The 21848-nt window shown below is 55.9% G+C and carries 22 protein-coding genes; all 22 read left to right on the forward strand.

The genetic code is table 11. From position 1 onward, the window contains the following. Positions 1-3 precede the first annotated feature (3 nt). Positions 4-876, forward strand: coding sequence for a class I SAM-dependent methyltransferase (locus ABWP81_RS04195; RefSeq protein WP_353139794.1), 873 nt, complete (start codon positions 4-6; stop codon positions 874-876). Positions 877-910: 34 nt separating this feature from the next. Then, complete coding sequence (locus tag ABWP81_RS04200; protein ID WP_353139797.1) at positions 911-1618, forward strand: REP-associated tyrosine transposase; 708 nt, start codon at positions 911-913, stop codon at positions 1616-1618. Between the two features lie 115 nt (positions 1619-1733). Further along, positions 1734-6449 carry a glutamate synthase-related protein gene (locus tag ABWP81_RS04205; RefSeq protein WP_353139800.1) on the forward strand — a complete coding sequence of 1572 codons (4716 nt, stop codon included), beginning with the start codon at positions 1734-1736 and terminating at the stop codon, positions 6447-6449. Between the two features lie 42 nt (positions 6450-6491). Further along, positions 6492-7973, forward strand: coding sequence for a glutamate synthase subunit beta (locus ABWP81_RS04210; protein WP_353139803.1), 1482 nt, complete (start codon positions 6492-6494; stop codon positions 7971-7973). 85 nt (positions 7974-8058) lie between these two features. Beyond that, positions 8059-8892 carry an ABC transporter ATP-binding protein gene (locus ABWP81_RS04215; RefSeq protein ID WP_353132669.1) on the forward strand — a complete coding sequence of 278 codons (834 nt, stop codon included), beginning with the start codon at positions 8059-8061 and terminating at the stop codon, positions 8890-8892. After that, on the forward strand, positions 8889-9665 hold the full coding sequence (mlaE, locus tag ABWP81_RS04220) for a lipid asymmetry maintenance ABC transporter permease subunit MlaE (RefSeq protein ID WP_353132666.1): 777 nt from the start codon (positions 8889-8891) through the stop codon (positions 9663-9665). Before ABWP81_RS04215 ends, mlaE begins: the two co-directional genes overlap by 4 nt. A gap of 15 nt (positions 9666-9680) precedes the next feature. Then, positions 9681-10160: an outer membrane lipid asymmetry maintenance protein MlaD gene (mlaD, locus tag ABWP81_RS04225; RefSeq protein ID WP_353139806.1), complete on the forward strand. Its 480-nt coding sequence runs from the start codon at positions 9681-9683 to the stop codon at positions 10158-10160. A 59-nt stretch (positions 10161-10219) separates the two neighbouring features. Next, a complete protein-coding gene (locus ABWP81_RS04230) occupies positions 10220-10909 on the forward strand; it encodes an MlaA family lipoprotein (RefSeq protein ID WP_353139808.1) in 690 nt (229 codons plus the stop codon). Between the two features lie 45 nt (positions 10910-10954). Continuing rightward, positions 10955-11629, forward strand: coding sequence for an MlaC/ttg2D family ABC transporter substrate-binding protein (locus ABWP81_RS04235; RefSeq protein ID WP_353139810.1), 675 nt, complete (start codon positions 10955-10957; stop codon positions 11627-11629). 3 nt (positions 11630-11632) lie between these two features. Next, positions 11633-11920: an STAS domain-containing protein gene (locus ABWP81_RS04240; protein ID WP_353132654.1), complete on the forward strand. Its 288-nt coding sequence runs from the start codon at positions 11633-11635 to the stop codon at positions 11918-11920. A gap of 85 nt (positions 11921-12005) precedes the next feature. Beyond that, the gene (locus tag ABWP81_RS04245) at positions 12006-12923 is read left to right on the forward strand and encodes an ABC transporter ATP-binding protein (RefSeq protein WP_353139812.1); all 918 of its coding nucleotides are present in this window, start codon (positions 12006-12008) and stop codon (positions 12921-12923) included. After that, positions 12923-13702 (forward strand): ABC transporter permease, encoded by a 780-nt coding sequence (locus tag ABWP81_RS04250; RefSeq protein WP_353139830.1) that lies wholly within the window; start codon positions 12923-12925, stop codon positions 13700-13702. The genes ABWP81_RS04245 and ABWP81_RS04250 overlap by 1 nt, the downstream gene beginning before the upstream one ends. A gap of 2 nt (positions 13703-13704) precedes the next feature. After that, positions 13705-13950, forward strand: a complete 246-nt coding sequence (locus tag ABWP81_RS04255; protein ID WP_353132648.1) for a BolA family protein — start codon at positions 13705-13707, stop codon at positions 13948-13950. 7 nt (positions 13951-13957) lie between these two features. Then, positions 13958-15238 (forward strand): UDP-N-acetylglucosamine 1-carboxyvinyltransferase, encoded by a 1281-nt coding sequence (gene murA, locus ABWP81_RS04260; RefSeq protein WP_353139814.1) that lies wholly within the window; start codon positions 13958-13960, stop codon positions 15236-15238. Next, positions 15235-15915 (forward strand): ATP phosphoribosyltransferase, encoded by a 681-nt coding sequence (gene hisG / locus ABWP81_RS04265; protein WP_353132642.1) that lies wholly within the window; start codon positions 15235-15237, stop codon positions 15913-15915. The genes murA and hisG overlap by 4 nt, the downstream gene beginning before the upstream one ends. A gap of 24 nt (positions 15916-15939) precedes the next feature. Then, positions 15940-17283 carry a histidinol dehydrogenase gene (hisD, locus tag ABWP81_RS04270; protein ID WP_353139816.1) on the forward strand — a complete coding sequence of 448 codons (1344 nt, stop codon included), beginning with the start codon at positions 15940-15942 and terminating at the stop codon, positions 17281-17283. 1 nt (position 17284) lies between these two features. Next, positions 17285-18427: a histidinol-phosphate transaminase gene (gene hisC, locus ABWP81_RS04275; protein WP_353139818.1), complete on the forward strand. Its 1143-nt coding sequence runs from the start codon at positions 17285-17287 to the stop codon at positions 18425-18427. Further along, positions 18424-19029, forward strand: coding sequence for an imidazoleglycerol-phosphate dehydratase HisB (gene hisB, locus ABWP81_RS04280; RefSeq protein WP_353139820.1), 606 nt, complete (start codon positions 18424-18426; stop codon positions 19027-19029). The genes hisC and hisB overlap by 4 nt, the downstream gene beginning before the upstream one ends. A 12-nt stretch (positions 19030-19041) precedes the next feature. Then, a complete protein-coding gene (gene hisH / locus ABWP81_RS04285) occupies positions 19042-19692 on the forward strand; it encodes an imidazole glycerol phosphate synthase subunit HisH (RefSeq protein WP_353139822.1) in 651 nt (216 codons plus the stop codon). Positions 19693-19706: 14 nt separating this feature from the next. Continuing rightward, positions 19707-20447, forward strand: coding sequence for a 1-(5-phosphoribosyl)-5-[(5-phosphoribosylamino)methylideneamino]imidazole-4-carboxamide isomerase (gene hisA, locus ABWP81_RS04290; protein ID WP_353139824.1), 741 nt, complete (start codon positions 19707-19709; stop codon positions 20445-20447). Continuing rightward, positions 20440-21360 (forward strand): D-hexose-6-phosphate mutarotase, encoded by a 921-nt coding sequence (locus ABWP81_RS04295; protein ID WP_353139826.1) that lies wholly within the window; start codon positions 20440-20442, stop codon positions 21358-21360. Before hisA ends, ABWP81_RS04295 begins: the two co-directional genes overlap by 8 nt. Positions 21361-21378: 18 nt before the next feature. Continuing rightward, on the forward strand, positions 21379-21848 hold a 470-nt coding region (gene hisF, locus ABWP81_RS04300; RefSeq protein WP_353139828.1), incomplete at its 3' end, for an imidazole glycerol phosphate synthase subunit HisF.

Genomic DNA, 21848 nt, shown 5'->3' on the forward strand with positions numbered 1-21848 from the left:
CCCATGTCCAAACACAAACCAGCTGCAGCGTCCAAGCCCCAAGACCCTAGTTCGCATCTCGACCTACGCCCCGGTCAGTCCATCGAGTTGCTCAAAGAGTTGCACATCCTCACCCGCGAAGGCAAGCTCAATCAAGATTCGCGCCGCAAGCTCAAGCAGGTGTATCACCTGTTCCAGTTCATCGAAAAACTATTGAAGGAACTGCCCACCAGCGAGCAAGGCCCCACCTTGGCTGACCACGGCGCGGGCAAGTCGTATTTGGGTTTCATCATTTACGACCTGTTTTTCAAAGCTTTAGGGCAGGGCAGTATTTACGGCATCGAGACGCGCAGCGAGTTGGTCGAATCGTCCAAAGCACTAGCGCAGCGCTTGGGCTTTGATCGCATGAAGTTTCTCAACCTCAGCGTGGCCGAGTCCGCACACAGCGATGCCTTGCCCGACCAGATTGATGTGGTCACCGCGCTGCATGCGTGCGACACCGCCACTGACGATGCGATAGCGTTTGGCTTGCAAAAGAAAGCCAAATACATGGTGTTCGTGCCGTGCTGCCAAGCCGAGCTGGCGCGTGCGCTGAATAAAAATAAGGCTATCAATTTGCAGCGTACGCCGCTGGCCGAGCTGTGGCGTCATCCGCTGCACACGCGTGAGATGGGCAGCCAGCTGACCAACGTGCTGCGCTGTTTGTACCTAGAAGCGATGGGCTACCAAGTGACCGTGACCGAGCTTGTAGGCTGGGAGCACAGCATGAAAAACGAACTCATCTTGGCCAAGTACACGGGGCAGAAAAAGAGCAGTGCGGGGGAGCGGTTGACGGCGTTGCTGGAAGAGTTCGGCTTGCAAGAGTTAGTTGAAACGCGATTCACAATTGCCGCTTAATTAATCGGGGTCAGGTTCGAATTACCATCTGCAGATGGCACGCCTCCCTCGTCTCACCGTCACTGGTTACCCGCACCACATCATTTTGCGGGGCAATAACCGGCAAGACATTTTTCGCGGCACCGCTGATTACCAGCGCATGCTCGATCTGTTGTTCGAGCACAGCCGTTCGCACAAGGTGGACGTTCACGCCTATGTGTTGATGGGCAACCATCTACATTTGCTGCTCACGCCGCAAGAAGATCAGGGCCTGCCCAAAATGATGCAGGCCGTGGGTCGCAGTTATGTGCAGGTGTTCAACAAAGTGCATGCACGCACGGGCACGTTGTGGGAAGGGCGCTATCGCTCCACGCTTATTCAAACCGACCGCTATTTGTTGGCGTGCATGGCTTACATTGACCTCAACCCCGTTCGTGCGCAGATGGTGGCTAAACCTGAAGATTACCCTTGGTCTAGCTACGGTCACTATGCGGGGCTTCGAGCCGATCGTTTGATCACGCCTCATGCCCTCTGTTGGTCCTTGGGCAACACGCCGTTTGCGCGTGAGGCGGCCTACGCCGAGTTGGTGCGCGCAGGCATCAGCGCCGACCAGCAGGGGGCATTGACCAACGCCACGCTCAGTGGTTGGGCGCTGGGGGATGAGCATTTTGTGACCGCTTTACAAGCCCAAACCGAACGACGCTTGTTTAAAACCAAGGCGGGACGACCGTACAGCAGGGGTGATAAACCCGTCCCCAATTAAATAATTAAGAAAATCTGAGCCCAATTAATTAGGTTCTGACCCCAATTAATTATCTTGGCATGCATGCTGCAATGCAGTATTCTTAACGTCCCGCTGATTTTTTGAGGAGCGCGCCATGACCACGGCTGCCGATAAAGCACAACTGCAATCTCAGGGTTTGTACGACCCATCTAATGAACATGACGCCTGTGGCGTGGGCTTTGTCGCTCACATCAAGGGTCACAAGAGCCATGCCATCGTGGGGCAAGCGCTCAAAATTTTGGAAAACCTCGACCACCGTGGTGCTGTGGGTGCTGACGCACTCATGGGCGACGGCGCAGGGATCTTGATTCAACTGCCCGATGCTTTGTATCGCGAAGAGATGTCCAAGCAGGGCATCAATTTGCCGCCCATGGGCGAGTACGGCGTGGGTATGGTGTTCTTGCCCAAAGAAAGCGCGTCGCGCTTGGCTTGCGAGCAAGAGCTCGACCGTGCTGTCAAAGCCGAAGGCCAAGTTCTGTTGGGCTGGCGCGATGTGCCGGTTAACCTTGACATGCCCATGTCGCCCCGCGTGCGCGAAAAAGAGCCGGTCATCCGTCAAATCTTCATTGGTCGCGGCAATGACGTGATCGTTCAAGACGCGCTCGAGCGCAAGCTTTATGTCATCCGCAAAACAGCCAGCGCCGCGATTCAAAACCTGAACCTCAAGCACGGCAAAGAGTATTACGTGCCTAGCATGTCTAGCCGCACCATCATTTACAAAGGCTTGTTGCTGGCCGACCAAGTGGGCACTTATTACCGCGATTTGACCGACGAGCGCTGCGTGTCCGCCCTCGGCTTGGTGCACCAGCGCTTCTCGACTAACACCTTCCCAGAATGGCCATTGGCTCACCCCTACCGCTATGTGGCGCACAACGGTGAGATCAACACTGTCAAAGGTAACTACAACTGGATGAAGGCCCGCGAAGGCGTGATGTCCTCCCCCGTGTTGGGCGACGACCTGAAAAAGCTCTACCCCATCAGCTTCGCTGACCAGTCAGACACCGCCACCTTCGACAACTGCCTTGAATTGATGACGATGGCTGGCTACCCCATCAGCCAAGCCGTGATGATGATGATTCCTGAGCCATGGGAAAACCATGCCACGATGGACGAGCGCCGCAAGGCTTTCTACGAATACCACGCTGCGATGTTGGAGCCATGGGACGGCCCCGCATCTATTGTGTTCACCGACGGCCGCCAAATCGGCGCGACACTGGACCGCAACGGTTTGCGTCCTTCACGCTACTGCATCACCGACGACGACATGGTCATCATGGGCTCTGAGTCAGGCGTGTTGCCCGTGCCTGAGAGCAAAATAGTTCGCAAGTGGCGTCTGCAGCCCGGCAAGATGTTCTTGATCGACCTCGAACAAGGTCGCATGATCGACGACGAAGAACTCAAAGCTGGCCTGACCAACACCAAGCCTTACAAGCAATGGATTGAGAACGTCCGCATCAAGCTCGATGACGTCAAAGGCCACGAAGGCGAAACCGCCAAGGCCAGCGATGTGTCGTTGCTCGACCGCCAACAAGCCTTCGGCTACAGCCAAGAAGACATCAAGTTCTTGATGGCTCCGATGGCCATCAACGGCGAAGAGGGCATTGGCTCCATGGGCAATGACAGCCCTCTGGCAGTGTTGTCTAGCAAAAACAAGCCGCTGTACAACTACTTCAAGCAACTGTTTGCGCAGGTGACCAACCCACCGATCGACCCGATCCGTGAAGCCATTGTGATGTCGCTGGTGTCGTTCGTGGGCCCTAAGCCCAACTTGCTCGACATCAACCAAGTCAATCCACCCATGCGTTTGGAAGTCAGCCAGCCCGTGCTGAACTTTGCGGACATGGCCAAGTTGCGTGATATCGAACAGTACACCAACGGCAAGTTCAAGAGTGCCACGCTGGACATGACTTACCCCTTGGCATGGGGCCATGAAGGCGTCGAAGCCAAGTTGGCTTCTTTGTGTGCCGAAGCTGTGGACGCCATCAAAGGCGGTCACAACATTTTGATCATCAGCGACCGCGCTGTAAGCGCCACCCAAGTGGCGATTCCAGCTGTGTTGGCCTTGTCTGCCATTCACCAACATTTGGTGCGTGAAGGCTTGCGTACCACCGCTGGTTTGGTGGTGGAAACTGGCAGCGCACGCGAAGTGCATCACTTCGCAGTGTTGGCAGGCTACGGCGCTGAAGCCGTTCACCCCTATCTCGCGCTTGAAACACTGGCCAACTTGCACAAAGATTTGCCAGCTGATTTGTCGACCGACAAAGCCATCTACAACTACATCAAAGCCATCGGCAAGGGCCTGTCGAAGATCATGTCCAAAATGGGCGTGTCTACCTATATGTCTTATTGCGGTGCACAGCTGTTTGAAGCCATTGGCATCAACACCGAAACCGTACAAAAGTATTTCACTGGTACACCGACCCGAGTGGAAGGCATTGGCATCTTCGAAATGGCCGAAGAAGGCATTCGCATGCATCATGATGCGTTTGGCGGTAAACCCGTGTTGGCCAATATGCTCGATGCTGGCGGTGAATACGCATGGCGCGCCCGTGGCGAAGAGCACATGTGGACGCCGGATGCGATTGCCAAGCTGCAACACAGCACGCGCTCCAACAACTTCAACACGTACAAAGAGTACGCACAAATCGTCAACGACCAAAACAAGCGCCACCTCACATTGCGCGGCTTGTTTGATTTCAAAATTGACCCTAGCAAAGCCATTTCGGTGGATGAGGTTGAGCCAGCCACTGAAATCGTCAAACGTTTCGCCACAGGCGCAATGTCTCTCGGCTCTATCAGTACCGAAGCACACGCCACATTGGCCGTAGCGATGAACCGCATTGGCGGCAAGTCCAACACGGGCGAGGGCGGTGAAGATCCAGCGCGTTACCGCAACGAACTCAAAGGCATCCCCATCAAGCAAGGCGATAGCCTGAAGTCCATCATCGGTGCCGATGTGGTTGAGGTGGACATGCCTCTGCTTGCTGGTGACAGCTTGCGTTCACGCATCAAGCAAGTAGCTTCGGGCCGCTTTGGTGTGACGGCTGAATACCTGTCTTCGTCTGACCAAATTCAGATCAAGATGGCCCAAGGCGCTAAGCCTGGTGAAGGCGGTCAGTTGCCAGGCGCAAAAGTGTCTGAGTACATTGGCAAGCTGCGTTACAGCGTGCCAGGCGTGGGCTTGATTTCTCCTCCGCCTCACCACGACATTTACTCCATCGAAGACTTGGCTCAACTGATCCACGACTTGAAGAACGTCGCTCCTCACGCGGACATCAGCGTGAAGTTGGTGGCCGAAATCGGCGTGGGCACGATTGCCGCAGGCGTTGCCAAGTGCAAGGCCGATCACGTGGTGATCGCGGGTCACGATGGCGGCACAGGCGCCTCGCCTTGGTCGTCTATCAAGCATTGCGGTTCACCATGGGAAATCGGCTTGGCCGAAACTCAACAAACTTTGGTGTTGAATGGTTTGCGTGGCCGCGTGCGCGTACAAGCCGACGGCCAAATGAAAACGGGTCGCGATGTGGCTGTGGGTGCTTTGCTCGGCGCTGACGAGTTTGGCTTTGCCACTGCACCGCTGGTGGTTGAGGGTTGCATCATGATGCGCAAGTGCCACTTGAACACCTGCCCCGTGGGCGTGGCCACACAAGACCCAGAGTTGCGCAAGAAGTTCACAGGCAAGCCTGAGCACGTCGTCAACTACTTCTTCTTCATCGCAGAAGAAGTGCGTCAAATCATGGCGCAGTTGGGTGTTCGGAAGTTTGACGACATGATCGGTCGTGCCGACTTACTGGACATGCGCGCTGGTATCAACCACTGGAAAGCCTCGGGCCTCGACTTTTCCCGTTTGTTGGCTGTGCCTCAAGTGGGCCCAGAAGTGCCGCGCTTCCATGTGTCTAAGCAAGACCACGGCTTGGAAAAAGCACTGGACCAAAAACTCATCGAGAAATCCAAGCCCGCCATTGAGCGCGGCGAGAAGGTGCAGTTCATGGAAGTGGCCCGCAACGTCAACCGTTCAGTCGGTGCGATGTTGTCTGGTGCTCTGACCAAGGTGCATCCAGAAGGTTTGCCAGATGACAGCATCCGCATTCAGCTAGAAGGCACGGGCGGTCAATCGTTCGGCGCGTTCTTGTGTGCGGGCATCACGCTGTACCTGATTGGTGACGCCAACGACTACACCGGCAAAGGTCTTTCAGGTGGCCGCGTGGTGGTGCGCCCCAGCATCGATTTTCGTGGCGACGCGGTGAACAACATCATCGTGGGTAACACCGTGATGATTGGAGCGACACGCGGTGAAGCGTTTTTCTCAGGTGTGGCTGGCGAGCGTTTTGCTGTGCGTTTATCTGGCGCGACCGCAGTGGTCGAAGGCACAGGCGACCACGGTTGCGAATACATGACCGGTGGCACGGTGGCTGTGTTGGGTAAAACCGGCCGCAACTTCGCAGCCGGCATGAGCGGCGGTGTGGCTTATGTGTACGACGAAGACGGCCAGTTTGACAAGAAGTGCAACACCGCCATGGTCTCTATGGAAAAGGTTTTGACCGCTGCTCAGCAAGAAGACACCTTGCCACGCGCCATTTGGCACCGTGATCAAACCGATGAAGCGCAACTCAAGAAGTTGCTTGAAGACCACCACCGTTGGACGGGCTCTAAACGCGCTCGCGACTTGTTGGACAACTGGGCGACCGCGCGTACCAAGTTTGTCAAAGTCTTCCCCAACGAATACAAGCGCGCCTTGGGCGAGTTAAACGCAGCCAAGACTGCCAAGGCGGTAGTTCCATCGGCCCAAAAAGCTGTCGCCGTTAAGTAACGCACAACGTATTGCAAAGTACCCCTAAATAGGATTTGAATCATGGGAAAAGTCACTGGCTTTATGGAAATTGAGCGTATCGAAGAGGGCTACAAGCCCGTCAAAGAACGCCTGAAAAACTACGATGAATTTGTGATCACTTTGGACGATGGCCAAGCCAAACAACAAGCGGCGCGTTGCATGGACTGCGGCACACCGTTTTGTAACAGCGGCTGCCCCGTCAACAACATCATTCCGGACTTCAACGAATTGGTGTACCAAGACGATTGGAAAAACGCGATTGATGTGCTGCACAGCACCAACAACTTCCCTGAGTTCACGGGTCGCATCTGCCCTGCACCTTGCGAAGCCGCTTGCGTGGTGAACGTCAATGGTGACGCGGTGGGCATCAAGTCCATCGAGCACGCGATCATCGACAAAGCTTGGTCTGAAGGTTGGGTGGTCGCTCAGCCCGCCAAACACAAGACTGGTAAAAAAGTGGCAGTGGTGGGTTCGGGCCCTGCTGGTATGGCCGCTGCACAGCAGTTGGCCCGCGTCGGTCACGACGTGACCTTGTTCGAGAAAAACGACCGCATCGGCGGCTTGCTGCGCTACGGCATTCCCGACTTCAAGATGGAAAAGTCGCACATCGACCGCCGCGCCAAACAGCTCGAAGCTGAAGGCGTGACCCTCCGTACCAACGTCATGGTGGGTGAATTGCCAAAAGGTTCGAAGGTCACCAATTGGGCCAAAGACACCATCACCCCTGCGCAATTGCAAAAAGACTTTGACGCGGTGTTGTTAACCGGCGGTTCTGAGCAGTCACGCGACTTGCCGGCCCCTGGCCGCGACTTGGCAGGCATTCATTTCGCGATGGAGTTTTTGCCCCAACAAAACAAGGTTAACGGCGGCGACAAGGTCAAGGACCAATTGCGCGCTGACGGCAAACACGTGGTGGTCATCGGCGGTGGCGACACTGGCTCTGACTGCGTGGGCACCAGCACACGCCACGGCGCTGCTGGCGTGGTTCAGTTCGAGGTGATGCCTATGCCGCCCGAGCAGGAAAATAAGCCGATGGTTTGGCCTTACTGGCCGTTGAAGATGCGCACCAGCTCCAGCCACGACGAGAGTTCCGAGAAGGGTTTGCTCAAACGCGAATTTGCTATCTCGACCAAAGAGTTCGTCGGTGAAAACGGCAAAGTTACTGGCGTCAAAACCGTCCGTGTCGAATGGAAAGACGGCAAGATGGTTGAAGTGGCGGGCAGCGAAGAAATTATCAAAGCCGACCTCGTGTTGTTGGCGATGGGCTTTGTGAACCCCGTGGCCACCATTTTGGAAGGCTTCGGCGTTGAGAAAGACGCACGCGGCAACGCCAAGGCAACCACAGACTTCACGGGCGGCTACGCCACCAATGTGGCCAAAGTGTTTGCGGCAGGCGACATCCGCCGCGGCCAATCTTTGGTCGTGTGGGCCATTCGCGAAGGCCGGCAGGCGGCACGCTCGGTGGATGAGTTTTTGATGGGCGCGAGCGATCTGCCGCGTTAATTTCTCATCTTTACAAGCCTTTTACGGCTTGGCTCTAAAATAGCGAAAGCTGGTCTGTTCTATTAATAGGCCAGCTTTTGTTTCTATGACTACCACTTCCCCATTAAACACAAACCCTGATGCGCTGGTCGAATTGCGTGACGTCTGCTTTGGCTATGGCGAACGGCTGATTCTCGATGGCATCACCCTGACTGTGCCGCGCGGCAAAGTCACGGCACTCATGGGCGCGTCCGGCGGTGGTAAAACCACGGTGCTGCGTTTGATTGGCGGTCAATACCGCGCCCAATCAGGCAGCCTCACTTTTGATGGTCAAGAAGTGGCAGCACTTAATGCCCCAGATTTGTACGCCGTGCGGCGTCGCATGGGTATGTTGTTTCAGTTTGGCGCCTTGTTCACCGATTTGAGTGTTTTTGACAACGTGGCCTTTCCGCTGCGCGAACACACTGACCTGAGCGAGTCCATGATTCGTGACATCGTCTTGATGAAACTCGAAGCCGTGGGCCTGCGTGGCGCACGCGATTTGATGCCTAGCGAGGTGTCTGGCGGCATGGCACGCCGTGTTGCCCTGGCCCGTGCCATGGCGCTAGACCCTGAACTCATCATGTACGACGAGCCGTTTGCTGGCTTAGACCCTATTTCTCTGGGCACGGCAGCGCGTTTGATTCGCCAACTTAACGACACACTGGGCCTGACCAGCATCATCGTGTCGCACGATTTGGATGAGACTTTCCATATTGCCGACCAAGTGATTGTGTTGGCCAACGGCAAGATAGCCGCGCAAGGCACACCTGACGAAGTTCGCCACAGTACTGATCCGCTGGTGAAGCAGTTTGTCACCGCTGCGCCTGATGGACCTGTGCAATTTCATTACCCAGGCCCTTCTGTTGCGCAAGACTTTGGCATGGGGGCGCAAGCATGACATTCATCGCCAACCTAGGCTTTGCCGTGCGCCGCTATTTGGCCGATTTGGGCATGGGCGCTCGTTTGTTTGTGCGCCTCGTTGCAGAGTTTGGCAGCAATATGCGCCGCTTTGGTTTGGTGCGTGACCAAGTGCATTTTTTGGGCAATTACTCGCTTGCCATTATTGCGGTGTCGGGTTTGTTTGTAGGCTTTGTACTCAGCTTGCAGGGCTACTACACCTTGCAGCGTTATGGCTCGTCCGAGGCTTTGGGCCTGTTGGTGGCTTTGAGTTTGGTGCGCGAGCTGGGTCCTGTGGTGAGTGCCTTGTTGTTTGCAGGCCGAGCCGGTACATCGCTCACTGCTGAAATTGGTTTGATGAAAGCGGGCGAGCAGCTCAGCGCCATGGACATGATGGCGGTCGACCCCGTGCGACGTATCTTGGGCCCTCGTTTTTGGGGCGGCATCATTGCTTTGCCTTTGCTCTCGGCGGTGTTCAGCGCTGTGGGCATTTTGGGTGGCTGGATGGTCGGTGTGTTGATGATCGGCGTAGACGCCGGCTCATTCTGGAGCCAGATGCAAGGTGGCGTGGACGTATGGAAAGATGTGGGCAATGGCGTGGTCAAGAGCATCGTGTTCGGTGTGACCGTCACGTTTGTGGCGCTGTTGCAAGGCTATGAAGCCCAGCCCACGCCTGAAGGTGTTTCGCGAGCCACTACCAAGACGGTGGTGGTCGCTTCGTTGGCGGTGTTGGGGTTGGACTTCATCCTCACCGCCATGATGTTTAGTATTTGATGAATCGAGGAAGCTATGCAACGCTCCAAAAATGATGTGTGGGTCGGCTTGTTTGTGCTCTTGGGCGCAGCGGCCATTTTGTTTCTAGCTTTGAAGTCAGCCAATTTGCTGAGTTTGAATTTCCAATCCAACTACACCGTCACGGGCCGCTTTGACAACATTGGTGGTTTGAAGCGCCAAGCCGCCGTCAAGAGCGCAGGCGTGGTGGTCGGGCGTGTGGAGTCCGTCACGTTTGACGATAAAACCTTCCAAGCCACGGTCACCATGGGCATCAATACACGCTACCAATTTCCCAAAGACAGTTCTTTGAAAATTCTCACCAGCGGTTTGTTAGGTGAGCAATACATTGGCATTGAGGCGGGTTCTGAGGCTGATAATTTAGCCAATGGTGATCGTATTCAGTCCACCCAATCCGCAGTAGTGTTGGAGAATTTAATCAGCCAATTTTTGTACAACTCTGCGGCCAAGCCCGCCACGAAAGGTGGTGACAAATGATCTCTCGGCTTTTCTCTCGATCAGTTCAGGGCCTACTCGTTGTGGGTTCAATCTTGTGTTTGACAGGTTGCGCTTCGGGCCCACAAACAAACCCCGCAGACCCGCTTGAGCCACTCAACCGCAGCGTTTTTCGTTTCAACGACACCTTAGACGAAAACGTGCTCAAGCCTGTCGCAACCGGCTACCGTGACTACACGCCAACCCTGGTTCAGACCGGCGTGCGCAATGTGTTCAATAATTTTTCTGATGTGTCTGCCGTTTTGAACAATGGCCTGCAACTCAAGGGGCGTCAAACGGCGTCGTCATTGATGCGCGTGGTGGTGAACACCACCGTGGGTGTCTATGGCCTTTTCGACGTGGCTACTGCGATCAAGCTTGAGCGCTACCCAGAAGACTTTGGCCAGACTTTGGGATATTGGGGTGTTCATAGTGGCCCCTACCTTGTTCTGCCTTTGCTTGGCCCCTCGACGGTTCGAGACACCGCAGGCCTTCCTGTGGATTGGCAGGTGGATCCCGTCAGCAACGCACGGATCGCTAGCTTTGGTCCAGAAACTCAGATTCTGCGCATCGTCGACAGGCGCACATCGTTTTTGGCGGCTGGCAATATGTTGAATGAGGCGTCGATTGACAAATACGCCTTCTTGCGCGATGCCTATTTGCAGCGCAGGCGTTCACAAATCTTTGATGGAAATCCACCCGAAGAAGACTTGCCCGATCAAAGCCAAGCGCCATCTCAGTCATCCAAATAAGTGCTCGGTACGTTTTAATTGATCTACGGTAAGGAATTGGGTTTTATGGGTTGTATTCGATTTTCAACATTGGCTGCCAGTCGCCGTTCATGGCTGAGTCAGCTTGTTTCGCTTGGGTTTGCTCTTGGCTTGTCCCTGACGGGGCAACTCGCGCATGCAGCGTACGAAGAGCCAGATTTTTTTATCAAGCGCCTGACAACTGAGTTGATGGACATTGTGAAAGCCGACAAATCTATTTTGTCTGGCGATGTGACCAAGATTTCTGTTTTGGTGGACCAGCGCGTGATGCCGCATGTGAACTTTCAACGCATGACCTCCTCGGCGGTCGGTCCGGGCTGGCGTCAAGCCACGCCAGAGCAGCAAAAACGCTTGCAAGAAGAATTCAAAATTCTGCTGATACGCACCTATTCTGGCGCAGTGAGCCAGTTAAATGATCAGACTATTGTGGTCAAGCCTTTACGTGCTGCTGCAGACGACAAAGAGGTGGTGGTTCGCACCGAGATTCGTGGCAAAGGTGAGCCCATTCAGCTGGACTATCGCGTTGAGAAATCAAATGACGCACCATCGGGTTGGCGTATTTACAACCTCAATGTGCTGGGCATTTGGTTAGTTGAAAACTACCGAAGCCAGTTTGCCCAAGAAATCAACACCAAAGGTATTGATGGTTTGATCGCCAGTTTGGCCGAGCGTAACAAAGCCAATGCCCGGGCATCCAAATAAGACATGAACACCTTGACCGCCTCCATTGCTTTGCCCGCTGTTTTGTTGCAAGCCCAAGCTCAGTCGGTGGCCAATGGTTTGGTTGCATCTTTGACTGCGCAGTTGGCCAAAGGCGGCGAAGCGGTGTTGGACGCATCGGCCTTATCCCAGTTTGACTCCTCAGCTTTGGCTGTCATCTTGGCTTGCCATCGTGCGGTGCAGGCCAAAGGTGCGCAGTTGCGTGTCACGGGCCTGCCAGAGCGTGCCCAAACCTTAGCCAAGGTCTATGGCCTGAGCGCATTGCTCCACTAAAACGGTTTTTAGGCGTTCTTTCGGCGTCGTTTAGGCGCCTTCAAGGCTCAGGGCATTGGTAAAGCCTTAAAATGTAATGCTGCTTATGCCCGCTATTTCTTTCCAATCCGTCTCCAAAACTTTTCTTACCGATCGAGGCCCGTTTCAGGCGCTCGATGGTGTTCGATTTGATGTCCAAAAAGGCGAATTCTTTGGGCTCTTAGGCCCCAACGGCGCGGGCAAAACCACCCTCATCAGCATCTTGGCCGGTTTAGCCAAGGCCACCTCTGGCACGGTGTTGGTACACGGCGTCGATGTGGCCACCCAATCTGCCAAAGCCCGCCGCATGCTGGGCGTGGTGCCGCAAGAATTGGTGTTTGACCCGTTCTTCAATGTGCGCGAAGCCTTGAAGTTTCAGTCGGGCTATTTTGGTGTCAAGCGCAACGACGACTGGATTGACGAGCTCTTACACAGCCTTGGCCTTGCCGACAAAGCCAGCCACAATATGCGCCAACTCTCTGGCGGCATGAAGCGCCGCATGTTGGTGGCGCAGGCTTTGGTGCACAAGCCGCCTGTCATCGTCCTCGACGAGCCCACGGCGGGGGTAGACGTTGAGCTGCGCCAAACCTTGTGGCAGTTCATCGCCAAGCTCAACCGCGATGGCAGCACCGTGTTGCTGACCACGCATTACCTCGAAGAAGCCGAAGCCTTGTGCAACCGCATTGCCATGTTGAAAAACGGCAAAGTGGTGGCGCTTGACAGTACCACCGAGTTGCTCAAAGCTGCGTCGAGCAATGTGCTGCGCTTCAAGCTTGATGCTGAGTTGCCACCGCTGCTCGCGGCCAAGGCGCGTGTGACGGGTCGCATCGTGCAGTTCCCAGCCAATGACGCGTTAGAAATCGAACACTACCTCGCAGCTGTTCGCGAGGCGGGCTTGAACGCGCAAGACGTGGAAATTCGCAAAGCCGACTTGGAAGATGTGTTCCTCGACGTGATGCACCAACATTCAGAAAGACAAGCATGATGACCGGTTGGACCATGCTGTTTTACAAAGAGGTGCTGCGTTTTTGGAAAGTTGGTTTCCAAACGGTGGCAGCACCTGTACTTACTGCGGTGATGTATTTGATGATCTTCGGCCATGTGCTTGAAGAGCACGTGCAGGTGTACGAGGGCCTGAGCTACACCGCGTTTTTAATTCCTGGCCTTGTGATGATGAGCGTGTTACAAAACGCATTTGCCAACAGCTCGTCGTCCATGGTGCAGAGCAAGATCATGGGCAACTTGGTCTTTTTGCTGCTCACACCGCTGTCGCACTGGAGTTGGTTTTTTGCCTATGCGCTGTCGGCCATGGTGCGCGGCTTGTTGGTGGGTGCCGGTGTGTTGTTGGCGGGCGTGTTATTTGTGTGGCAATCGTCGGTGCTCGATTTTTCACTCTTGCCCTCGCAGCCTTTGTGGGCCATCACTTTTGCAGTGACGGGGGCGCTCATGCTGGGCTCAATGGGTTTGATTGCAGGCTTATGGGCCGATAAATTTGACCAAATGGCGGCCTTCCAAAATTTCATCATCATGCCGATGACGTTTTTGAGCGGTGTGTTTTATTCCATCCATTCACTGCCCAGCTTTTGGCAAAGCGTGAGCCATCTCAACCCGTTCTTCTACATGATCGACGGCTTTCGTTTTGGTTTTTTTGGCCAAAGCGATGTGTCGCCATGGTTAAGTTTAGGTGTGGTGGGTGTGTGCGCAACGTTGGTGTCGGCCATCGCGCTGCACTTGCTGCGCACGGGTTACAAAATTAGAGGATAAGAATGACCGCCGAACAATTACAAGCCATCATCGCTGCAGGTCTGTCTTGCGAACATTTACACGTCGAGGGCGATGGCCGTCATTGGTATGCCACCTTGGTGTCCGCCGAGTTTGAAGGCAAGCGCCTCATCCAGCGCCACCAACAGGTGTACGCCACCTTGGGTGAAAAAATTAAAACAGACGAAGTTCACGCTTTGTCCATGAAAACCTACACACCTGCCGAGTGGCAAGCTGCACCTCAAGCCTAAGAAAACTATGGATAAATTACTCGTTCGCGGCGGTCGCACCCTCAATGGTGAGGTGCTGATTTCGGGCGCTAAAAACGCGGCCTTGCCCGAACTGTGCGCTGCCTTGTTGACTGACCAGCCTGTGACTCTGCACAACGTGCCGCAGTTACAAGATGTGGCCACCATGCTCAAACTCATCCGCAACATGGGCGTCACCGCCGAGCGCGCTGATGACGGCACGGTCAGTTTGGATGCCGGCGCGTTGAACAATCCCGCAGCCCCGTATGAGCTGGTGAAAACCATGCGCGCCTCGGTGCTAGCACTTGGCCCTTTGTTGGCTCGCTTTGGCCACGCCAAGGTGTCGCTGCCCGGCGGTTGTGCCATTGGCTCACGGCCTGTGGATCAGCACATCAAAGGCTTGCAAGCCATGGGTGCCAAGATTGAAGTCGAACACGGCTACATGGTTGCCAAACTCAACGGCGGTCGCACACGCCTCAAGGGCGCGCGCATTGCTACCGACATGGTTACCGTCACTGGCACAGAAAACTTCCTGATGGCTGCGGCTTTGGCCGAAGGCGAAACTGTTCTCGAAAACGCCGCGCAAGAGCCAGAAATCCCAGACTTGGCCGAAATGCTGATCGCGATGGGCGCGAAGATTGAAGGCCACGGCACGAGCCGCATTCGCATTCAAGGCGTTGAGCGTTTGCAGGGTTGCACCCACAAAGTGGTGGCCGATCGCATTGAAGCCGGCACGTTTTTGTGTGCCGTGGCTGCCACCGGCGGTGATGTGTTTTTGCGTCACGCCCGTGCCGACCATTTGGATGCGGTCATCGACAAGCTGCGCGACGCAGGTGCTGTGGTCACTGCCAATGAAGACGGCATTCGCATCCAAGGCGCAGCGCCTGCGTATGCGCACCTGAAGGCGCAAAACTTTCGCACTACCGAATACCCAGGATTTCCTACCGACATGCAAGCGCAGTTCATGGTCTTGAACGCGATTGCCAAGGGCACGTCCAAGGTGACAGAAACCATTTTTGAAAACCGCTTCATGCACGTCAACGAGTTGGTGCGCTTGGGCGCAAACATCCAAATTGAAGGCAAAGTGGCAGTGCTGGAAGGTGTGCAAAAGCTGTCTGGCGCCACCGTGATGGCCACCGATTTGCGCGCATCTGCCTCGCTGGTGATTGCAGGCTTGGTGGCCGACGGTGAAACCTTGGTGGACCGCATCTACCACTTGGACCGCGGCTACGACAAGATGGAAGCCAAGCTGCGCACCATCGGCGCTGACATTGAAAGGGTCAAATCATGATTACCCTCGCTCTTTCCAAAGGCCGCATTTTTGATGAAACCATGCCGCTGCTTAAAGCCGCGGGCATTGAAGTGTTGGAGGACCCAGAAAAGTCTCGCAAGCTCATCTTGCCCACCAACCACGCCAACGTGCGCGTGGTGTTGGTGCGTGCGTCTGACGTGCCCACGTATGTGCAGTACGGTGGCGCTGATTTGGGCGTGACTGGCCTTGACACCCTCATTGAACACGGCGGTGGCGTTGCAGCGGGTGTGGCTGCCACGGGCTTGTACCAACCGCTTGATTTACAAATTGCCAAATGCCGCATGAGCGTGGCGGTGCGCTCAGGCTTCGACTACGAGACCAAAGTCAAACAAGGCGCGCGCTTGAAGGTCGCTACCAAATACACCACCATCGCGCGTGACTTCTTCGCCACCAAAGGCGTGCACGTGGATTTGGTCAAACTTTATGGCTCCATGGAGTTGGCCCCGCTCACCGGCTTGGCCGATGCCATCGTGGACTTGGTGTCCACTGGCAATACGCTCAAGGCCAACCACTTGGTGGAAGTCGAGCGCATCATGGACATCAGCTCGCGCTTGGTGGTCAACCAAGCCGCGCTGAAGATGAAGCAGGCCGACATTCGCCGCATCATCGACGCTTTCTCTGCAGCCCTTCCTGCGTATTCATCAGCAAGTAAATAAACTCTCACCACTACCGCACACAAGATGGCCAAACCGCTTCGTCTCTCGACCACCAGTCCCACCTTTGAAGCCGATTTCAAAGCGCGTCTGCATTGGTCTGCCGACACCGACGCGGCCATCGAGCAGCGCGTGGCCGACATCGTGGCCGACGTGCAAAAACGCGGCGATGCCGCCGTGCTCGAATACACCGAGCGCTTTGATGGCTTGAAGGCCGACAACATGGCCGCTTTGGAGCTGACGCAAGCCGAACTGAAGGCCGCTTTTGATGGCTTGCCCACCGAGCAACGCGACGCTTTGCAAGCCGCCGCCGCACGCGTGCGCAGTTACCACGAGGCGCAAAAAAAGGCCAGCGGCGAAAGTTGGACCTACCGCGATGCCGATGGCACGCTGCTGGGCCAAAAAGTCACACCCCTCGACCGCGTGGGCATTTATGTGCCCGGTGGCAAAGCCGCTTATCCATCCAGCGTGTTGATGAACGCCATTCCTGCGCACGTCGCGGGCGTGCAAGAGATCATCATGGTGGTTCCTACGCCAGCAAGAGACAGAAGCTCGGCCAACGCCTCGCGCGGTGAGAAAAATCCATTGGTGCTTGCTGCTGCGTATGTGGCCGGCGTCAGCCGCGTCTTCACCATCGGCGGCGCACAAGCCGTAGCCGCTTTGGCCTACGGCACAGCCACCGTACCCGCGGTAGACAAAATCACCGGTCCCGGCAACGCCTATGTGGCCGCAGCCAAGCGCCGCGTGTTTGGCACGGTGGGCATCGACATGATTGCTGGCCCCAGCGAGATTCTGGTATTGGCCGATGGCTCCACGCCCGCTGATTGGGTGGCAATGGACTTGTTCAGCCAGGCCGAACACGACGAGCTGGCGCAAAGCGTGTTGCTCTGCCCCGATGCTGCTTACATCGACCGCGTGCAAGCCGAGATGGTGCGTTTGCTGCCGCAAATGCCGCGCAAGGACATCATCGAAAAATCGCTCAATGGCCGTGGTGTGCTCATCCATACCCGCAGCATGGAAGAAGCCTGCGCCATCAGTAACCGCATTGCACCCGAACATTTAGAGGTGTCAAGCAGCGAGCCGCATAAATGGGAGCCCTTGCTCAAGCACGCAGGCGCAATTTTCTTGGGCGCTTTTACCAGCGAAAGCTTGGGCGACTACTGCGCTGGCCCCAACCACGTGTTGCCCACCAGCGGCACGGCTCGTTTTAGCTCGCCTTTGGGCGTGTACGACTTTCAAAAGCGCAGCAGCCTAATTGAAGTGAGCGAGCAGGGCGCACAAACGCTGGGCAAGATTGCTGCGGTGTTGGCCTATGGCGAAGGCTTGCAAGCCCACGCCATGGCGGCTGAGTTTCGGTTGAAGAAAGACTGACATGACGAATCAAACGAACAAGGCCCTGCGTTTCATTCGCCCCGACGTTCAAGCCATGCACGCCTATGCCGTGCAGCACTCGGCGGGCATGGTCAAGCTTGACGCGATGGAAAACCCATTCACGCTCTCACTCGAATTGCAGGCCCAGTTGGGCGCGCGTTTGGGCGCGGTGGAAGTCAACCGTTACCCCGGCGCACGCATCGACGACCTCAAAAATGCGCTGGCGCGATACGTCCATTTGCCCGCAGGTTTGGGCTTGATGCTGGGCAACGGCTCTGACGAACTCATCTCTTTGTTGTCGATGGCCTGCGCCATTCCAAACGCCAAAGTGTTGGCCCCTGAGCCCGGCTTTGTGATGTACGGCATGAGTGCCAAGCTGCAAGGTTTGCAATACATACCCGTGCCGCTCAAGGCCGACTTTGATCTGGACGAAGTCGCCATGTCTGCCGCCATCGCGCAGCATGAGCCCGCCATTGTTTACATCGCGTACCCCAACAATCCCACGGCCAATTTGTGGGATGCCCACACCATTCGCCGCCTCATCACCCAGGTCAGTGCCTACGGTGGCTTGGTGGTGATGGACGAGGCGTACCAGCCGTTCTCCAGCAAAAGCTGGTTGGGCGAAATTCGCCTACACCCAGCGGCCAATGCCCATGTGTTGTTGATGCGCACCTTATCCAAGTTTGGTTTGGCTGGTGTTCGCTTGGGCTACATGATTGCCCCGCAAGCGCTGATCAACGAGATTGACAAACTGCGACCACCTTACAACGTGAGCGTGCTGAACGCCGAGTGCGCTCTGTTTGCCCTAGAGCACGCCGAGGTGTTTGCTCTGCAAGCTGCCACCGTTCGCACCGAGCGTGAAGTCTTATTCAAAGCTTTACAGCAGATGGCGGGCGTCACGCCTTTCGCCAGCGAAGCCAACATGATGGTGCTGCGTTTCCATGGCAATACCGATTCAGATACCGATGCCGCCAACCGTGCTTTTGAGGTCCTCAAGGCTCATCAAGTGTTGGTGAAGAACGTTTCTAAAATGCATCCATTGCTGGTAAATTGCTTGCGCTTGACCATCGGAACACCCGACGAGAACCAACAGCTCTTGGCTGCCCTGCAAGCAGCACTTATTTCATCGAAAGTCACGACATGACATCACAAACACCAGCGCGTATTGCCGAAGTCAGCCGCAACACGGCCGAGACCCAAATCATTGTCAAGATCAACCTTGACGGCACGGGCCAATCTAAGCTCTCTACCGGCATTGGCTTCTTTGACCACATGCTCGACCAAATCGCACGTCATGGTTTGATTGACCTCGACATCCAAGCCAAGGGCGACCTGCACATAGACGGTCACCACACCGTGGAAGACGTGGGCATTACCTTGGGTCAAGCGTTTGCCAAAGCCGTGGGCGACAAAAAAGGCATTCGCCGCTACGGCCACGCCTATGTGCCGCTCGACGAAGCCCTCAGCCGCGTGGTGGTGGACTTCTCGGGCCGTCCTGGTTTGATCATGCACGTGCCGTTTAAGAGCGGCATGATTGGCGAGTTCGACAGCCAGTTGGCGTTTGAATTTTTCCAAGGCTTTGTGAACCACGCGTTTGTCACCTTGCACATCGACAACCTGCGTGGCGAAAACGCGCACCACCAAGCTGAGACTGTGTTCAAAGCCTTTGCCCGCGCCTTGCGCGCAGCTTTGGAATTGGACCCACGCTCTGCCGGCATGATCCCCTCCACCAAGGGAAGCCTGTGATCCCTCGCGCTTATGCATAACAAAGTGGCCGTGGTTGATTACGGCATGGGCAACTTGCGCTCGGTGGCGCAGGCGGTCATGCATGCCGCTTCGGAGGTGGACCATGCTGAGGTAATCGTCACCTCTGACCCGCAAGTGGTGCGCCACGCGCACCGCGTGGTCTTGCCCGGCCAAGGCGCTATGCCTGATTGCATGCGCGAGTTGCGCGAGTCGGGTTTGCTGGAAGCCGTGTTAGATGCTGCTGACAAAAAGCCATTGTTTGGTGTGTGCGTCGGCATGCAAATGATGCTCGACCACAGCGCCGAGGGCGACACACCCGGCTTGGGTTTAATTGCTGGCGAGGTGGTGAAGTTTGATTTAGCCGGTCGCTTGCAAGCTGACGGCAGCCGCTTCAAAGTGCCGCAAATGGGTTGGAATCAAGTGTTGCAAGCCCAACCGCACGCCTTGTGGCAAGGTATTCCCGATGCCAGCTTTTTCTACTTTGTGCACAGCTTTTATGCTTGCCCCAGAGATTTAGCGCATGCGGCAGCCCAAACCGACTACGGTAGCCTTTTTACATGCGCCGTGGCCCGTGACAACCTTTTTGCGACACAATTTCACCCAGAAAAAAGTGCGGCACATGGCTTGGCCTTGTTTCGAAATTTTCTGCACTGGAACCCTTGAACCTTTAAACCATCATGTATTTAATTCCTGCCATTGACCTCAAAGACGGACATTGCGTGCGCCTCAAACAAGGCGACATGGAGCAATCCACCACCTTCGGTGAAGACCCAGCGCAAATGGCGCTCAACTGGGTGGCCAAAGGCGCACGTCGCCTGCACTTGGTTGACTTGAACGGTGCCTTCGCTGGCACACCCCAAAACAAAGCGGCCATCAAAGCCATTTTGAAAGCGGTGGGTCATAACATTCCGGTGCAGTTGGGGGGCGGCATTCGCGACCTCGACACGATTGAAAAATACATCGACGCTGGCCTAAGCTACGTCATCATCGGCACCGCTGCCGTGAAAAACCCCGGCTTCTTGCGCGATGCGTGCAGCGCCTTTGGCGGCCACATCATCGTCGGCCTAGATGCCAAAGACGGCAAAGTGGCCACCGACGGCTGGAGCAAGCTCACTGGCCATGATGTGGCTGACCTTGGCAAAAAGTTTGAAGACTACGGCGTCGAGTCCATCATCTACACCGACATTGGTCGCGATGGCATGCTGAGTGGCATCAACATCGACGCTACCGTCAAGTTGGCTCAAGCCGTGTCTATCCCAATCATCGCTTCTGGCGGTTTGTCCAACATGGCCGACATCGAACAGTTGTGCGCAGTAGAAGACGAGGGCGTGGAAGGCGTGATCTGCGGCCGCGCCATTTACAGCGGCGATTTGGACTTTGAAAAAGCCCAAGCCCGCGCTGACGAGCTCAATGGCTAATGCCACAGCCGCCAGCAGCGCTGCCTGCGGCGAGCTTTACCGCGGTCTAGCCTGCCAGCGCTTGACCTTGCCTTGCGGAGACACCGTGCTGGTGGCCCTGCAAGGCGCGCATGTGTTGTCGTGGGTCAGTCAAGGCCGCGAGCGTTTGTATCTAAGCCCCCATAACCTGTGGGATGGCAAGTCCGCCATCCGTGGTGGCGTGCCCGTGTGCTTTCCTCAGTTCAACCAACGCGGCTCCTTGCCCAAGCATGGCTTTGCACGCAACATGCGTTGGCACTTTGGGCACTTTGTCGAGGTGGCGCAAAGCGGTGATGCCACGCACAAGGTCGAATCTGAGGTCAGCGATGAAGGCGCAAGCATGAACTTCACGCTCTGCACCAACCCAGATACCTTGTTGCTGTGGCAACAAGCCTTTGTGGCCGAGATGTGTATCAACTTGGCCCCAGGCCAGTTGACCGTTACCTTGATCGTCAACAACACCGAAACGCTAAATGAATTGCACTTCACCGGCGCACTGCACACTTACCTAGCGGTGGACGACATCGATCTGACCGAGCTGCGTGGCCTAGGCGGCCGCCCCGAATGGGATGCGGTGGCCGATGTGCATGGCCTAGCTGACGAGGCGCTGTACTTTGATGGCGAGTTTGACCGTGTGTACTCATGGGGTGAAAGCGCATCGTCAAACCCACTGCACCTGCAAGACGGCACAAGCTCCCTGCAAATTGAACAAAGCCCCTCATGGGCCAATTCAGTGGTGTGGAACCCGGGCGAGGGCAAGTGCGCCGCACTGGCCGACATGCCCGCCCAAGGCTTTGCGCGCATGTTGTGCGTGGAAGCCGCGCAGGTGTTAGACCCCATCTCGATTCCCGCTGGTGGCCAATGGGTTGGCTGGCAGCGTTTGACCGTTTCTTGAAGAACTCTTTGGATCTCTATGCTTGCTAAGCGCATCATTCCTTGCCTCGACGTGACCGGCGGTCGCGTCGTCAAAGGCGTCAACTTTGTCGAGCTGCGCGATGCAGGCGACCCTGTGGAAATCGCGGCACGCTACAACGACCAAGGCGCTGACGAGCTCACCTTCTTGGACATCACCGCCACCAGCGACGCACGCGATGTGATTCTTCACATCATTGAAGCCGTGGCCAGCCAAGTGTTTATCCCTCTCACTGTGGGTGGTGGTGTGCGCACCGTTGACGACGTGCGCCGCATGCTCAACGCAGGCGCTGACAAAGTGAGCTTTAACTCTGCGGCCATTGCCAACCCACAAGTCATTCGCGATGCGTCAGCCAAATACGGCGCGCAGTGCATCGTGGTGGCCATCGACGCCAAACGCCGCACCGCAGAAGACGAACAACGTGCAGGTGCAAACGGTTTACCCGTCGGCCCCGGCTGGGATGTGTTCAG

It is taken from the genome of Limnohabitans sp. (assembly GCF_040401135.1).
Lineage (GTDB): Bacteria > Pseudomonadota > Gammaproteobacteria > Burkholderiales > Burkholderiaceae_C > Limnohabitans.

Excerpts from the sequence above, each read along its gene's own strand:
- ABWP81_RS04235 (WP_353139810.1), top strand. The coding sequence starts at position 10,955 with ATGGGTTGTATTCGATTTTCAACATTGGCTGCCAGTCGCCGTTCATGG.
- ABWP81_RS04245 (WP_353139812.1), top strand. The coding sequence starts at position 12,006 with ATGCCCGCTATTTCTTTCCAATCCGTCTCCAAAACTTTTCTTACCGAT.
- ABWP81_RS04255 (WP_353132648.1), top strand. The coding sequence starts at position 13,705 with ATGACCGCCGAACAATTACAAGCCATCATCGCTGCAGGTCTGTCTTGC.
- ABWP81_RS04240 (WP_353132654.1), top strand. The coding sequence starts at position 11,633 with ATGAACACCTTGACCGCCTCCATTGCTTTGCCCGCTGTTTTGTTGCAA.
- hisD (WP_353139816.1), top strand. The coding sequence starts at position 15,940 with ATGGCCAAACCGCTTCGTCTCTCGACCACCAGTCCCACCTTTGAAGCC.
- ABWP81_RS04195 (WP_353139794.1), top strand. The coding sequence starts at position 4 with ATGTCCAAACACAAACCAGCTGCAGCGTCCAAGCCCCAAGACCCTAGT.
- ABWP81_RS04200 (WP_353139797.1), top strand. The coding sequence starts at position 911 with ATGGCACGCCTCCCTCGTCTCACCGTCACTGGTTACCCGCACCACATC.
- murA (WP_353139814.1), top strand. The coding sequence starts at position 13,958 with ATGGATAAATTACTCGTTCGCGGCGGTCGCACCCTCAATGGTGAGGTG.
- hisC (WP_353139818.1), top strand. The coding sequence starts at position 17,285 with ATGACGAATCAAACGAACAAGGCCCTGCGTTTCATTCGCCCCGACGTT.
- hisH (WP_353139822.1), top strand. The coding sequence starts at position 19,042 with ATGCATAACAAAGTGGCCGTGGTTGATTACGGCATGGGCAACTTGCGC.
- ABWP81_RS04205 (WP_353139800.1), top strand. The coding sequence starts at position 1,734 with ATGACCACGGCTGCCGATAAAGCACAACTGCAATCTCAGGGTTTGTAC.
- mlaE (WP_353132666.1), top strand. The coding sequence starts at position 8,889 with ATGACATTCATCGCCAACCTAGGCTTTGCCGTGCGCCGCTATTTGGCC.
- mlaD (WP_353139806.1), top strand. The coding sequence starts at position 9,681 with ATGCAACGCTCCAAAAATGATGTGTGGGTCGGCTTGTTTGTGCTCTTG.
- hisG (WP_353132642.1), top strand. The coding sequence starts at position 15,235 with ATGATTACCCTCGCTCTTTCCAAAGGCCGCATTTTTGATGAAACCATG.
- ABWP81_RS04250 (WP_353139830.1), top strand. The coding sequence starts at position 12,923 with ATGACCGGTTGGACCATGCTGTTTTACAAAGAGGTGCTGCGTTTTTGG.
- ABWP81_RS04210 (WP_353139803.1), top strand. The coding sequence starts at position 6,492 with ATGGGAAAAGTCACTGGCTTTATGGAAATTGAGCGTATCGAAGAGGGC.
- hisB (WP_353139820.1), top strand. The coding sequence starts at position 18,424 with ATGACATCACAAACACCAGCGCGTATTGCCGAAGTCAGCCGCAACACG.
- ABWP81_RS04295 (WP_353139826.1), top strand. The coding sequence starts at position 20,440 with ATGGCTAATGCCACAGCCGCCAGCAGCGCTGCCTGCGGCGAGCTTTAC.
- ABWP81_RS04215 (WP_353132669.1), top strand. The coding sequence starts at position 8,059 with ATGACTACCACTTCCCCATTAAACACAAACCCTGATGCGCTGGTCGAA.
- hisA (WP_353139824.1), top strand. The coding sequence starts at position 19,707 with ATGTATTTAATTCCTGCCATTGACCTCAAAGACGGACATTGCGTGCGC.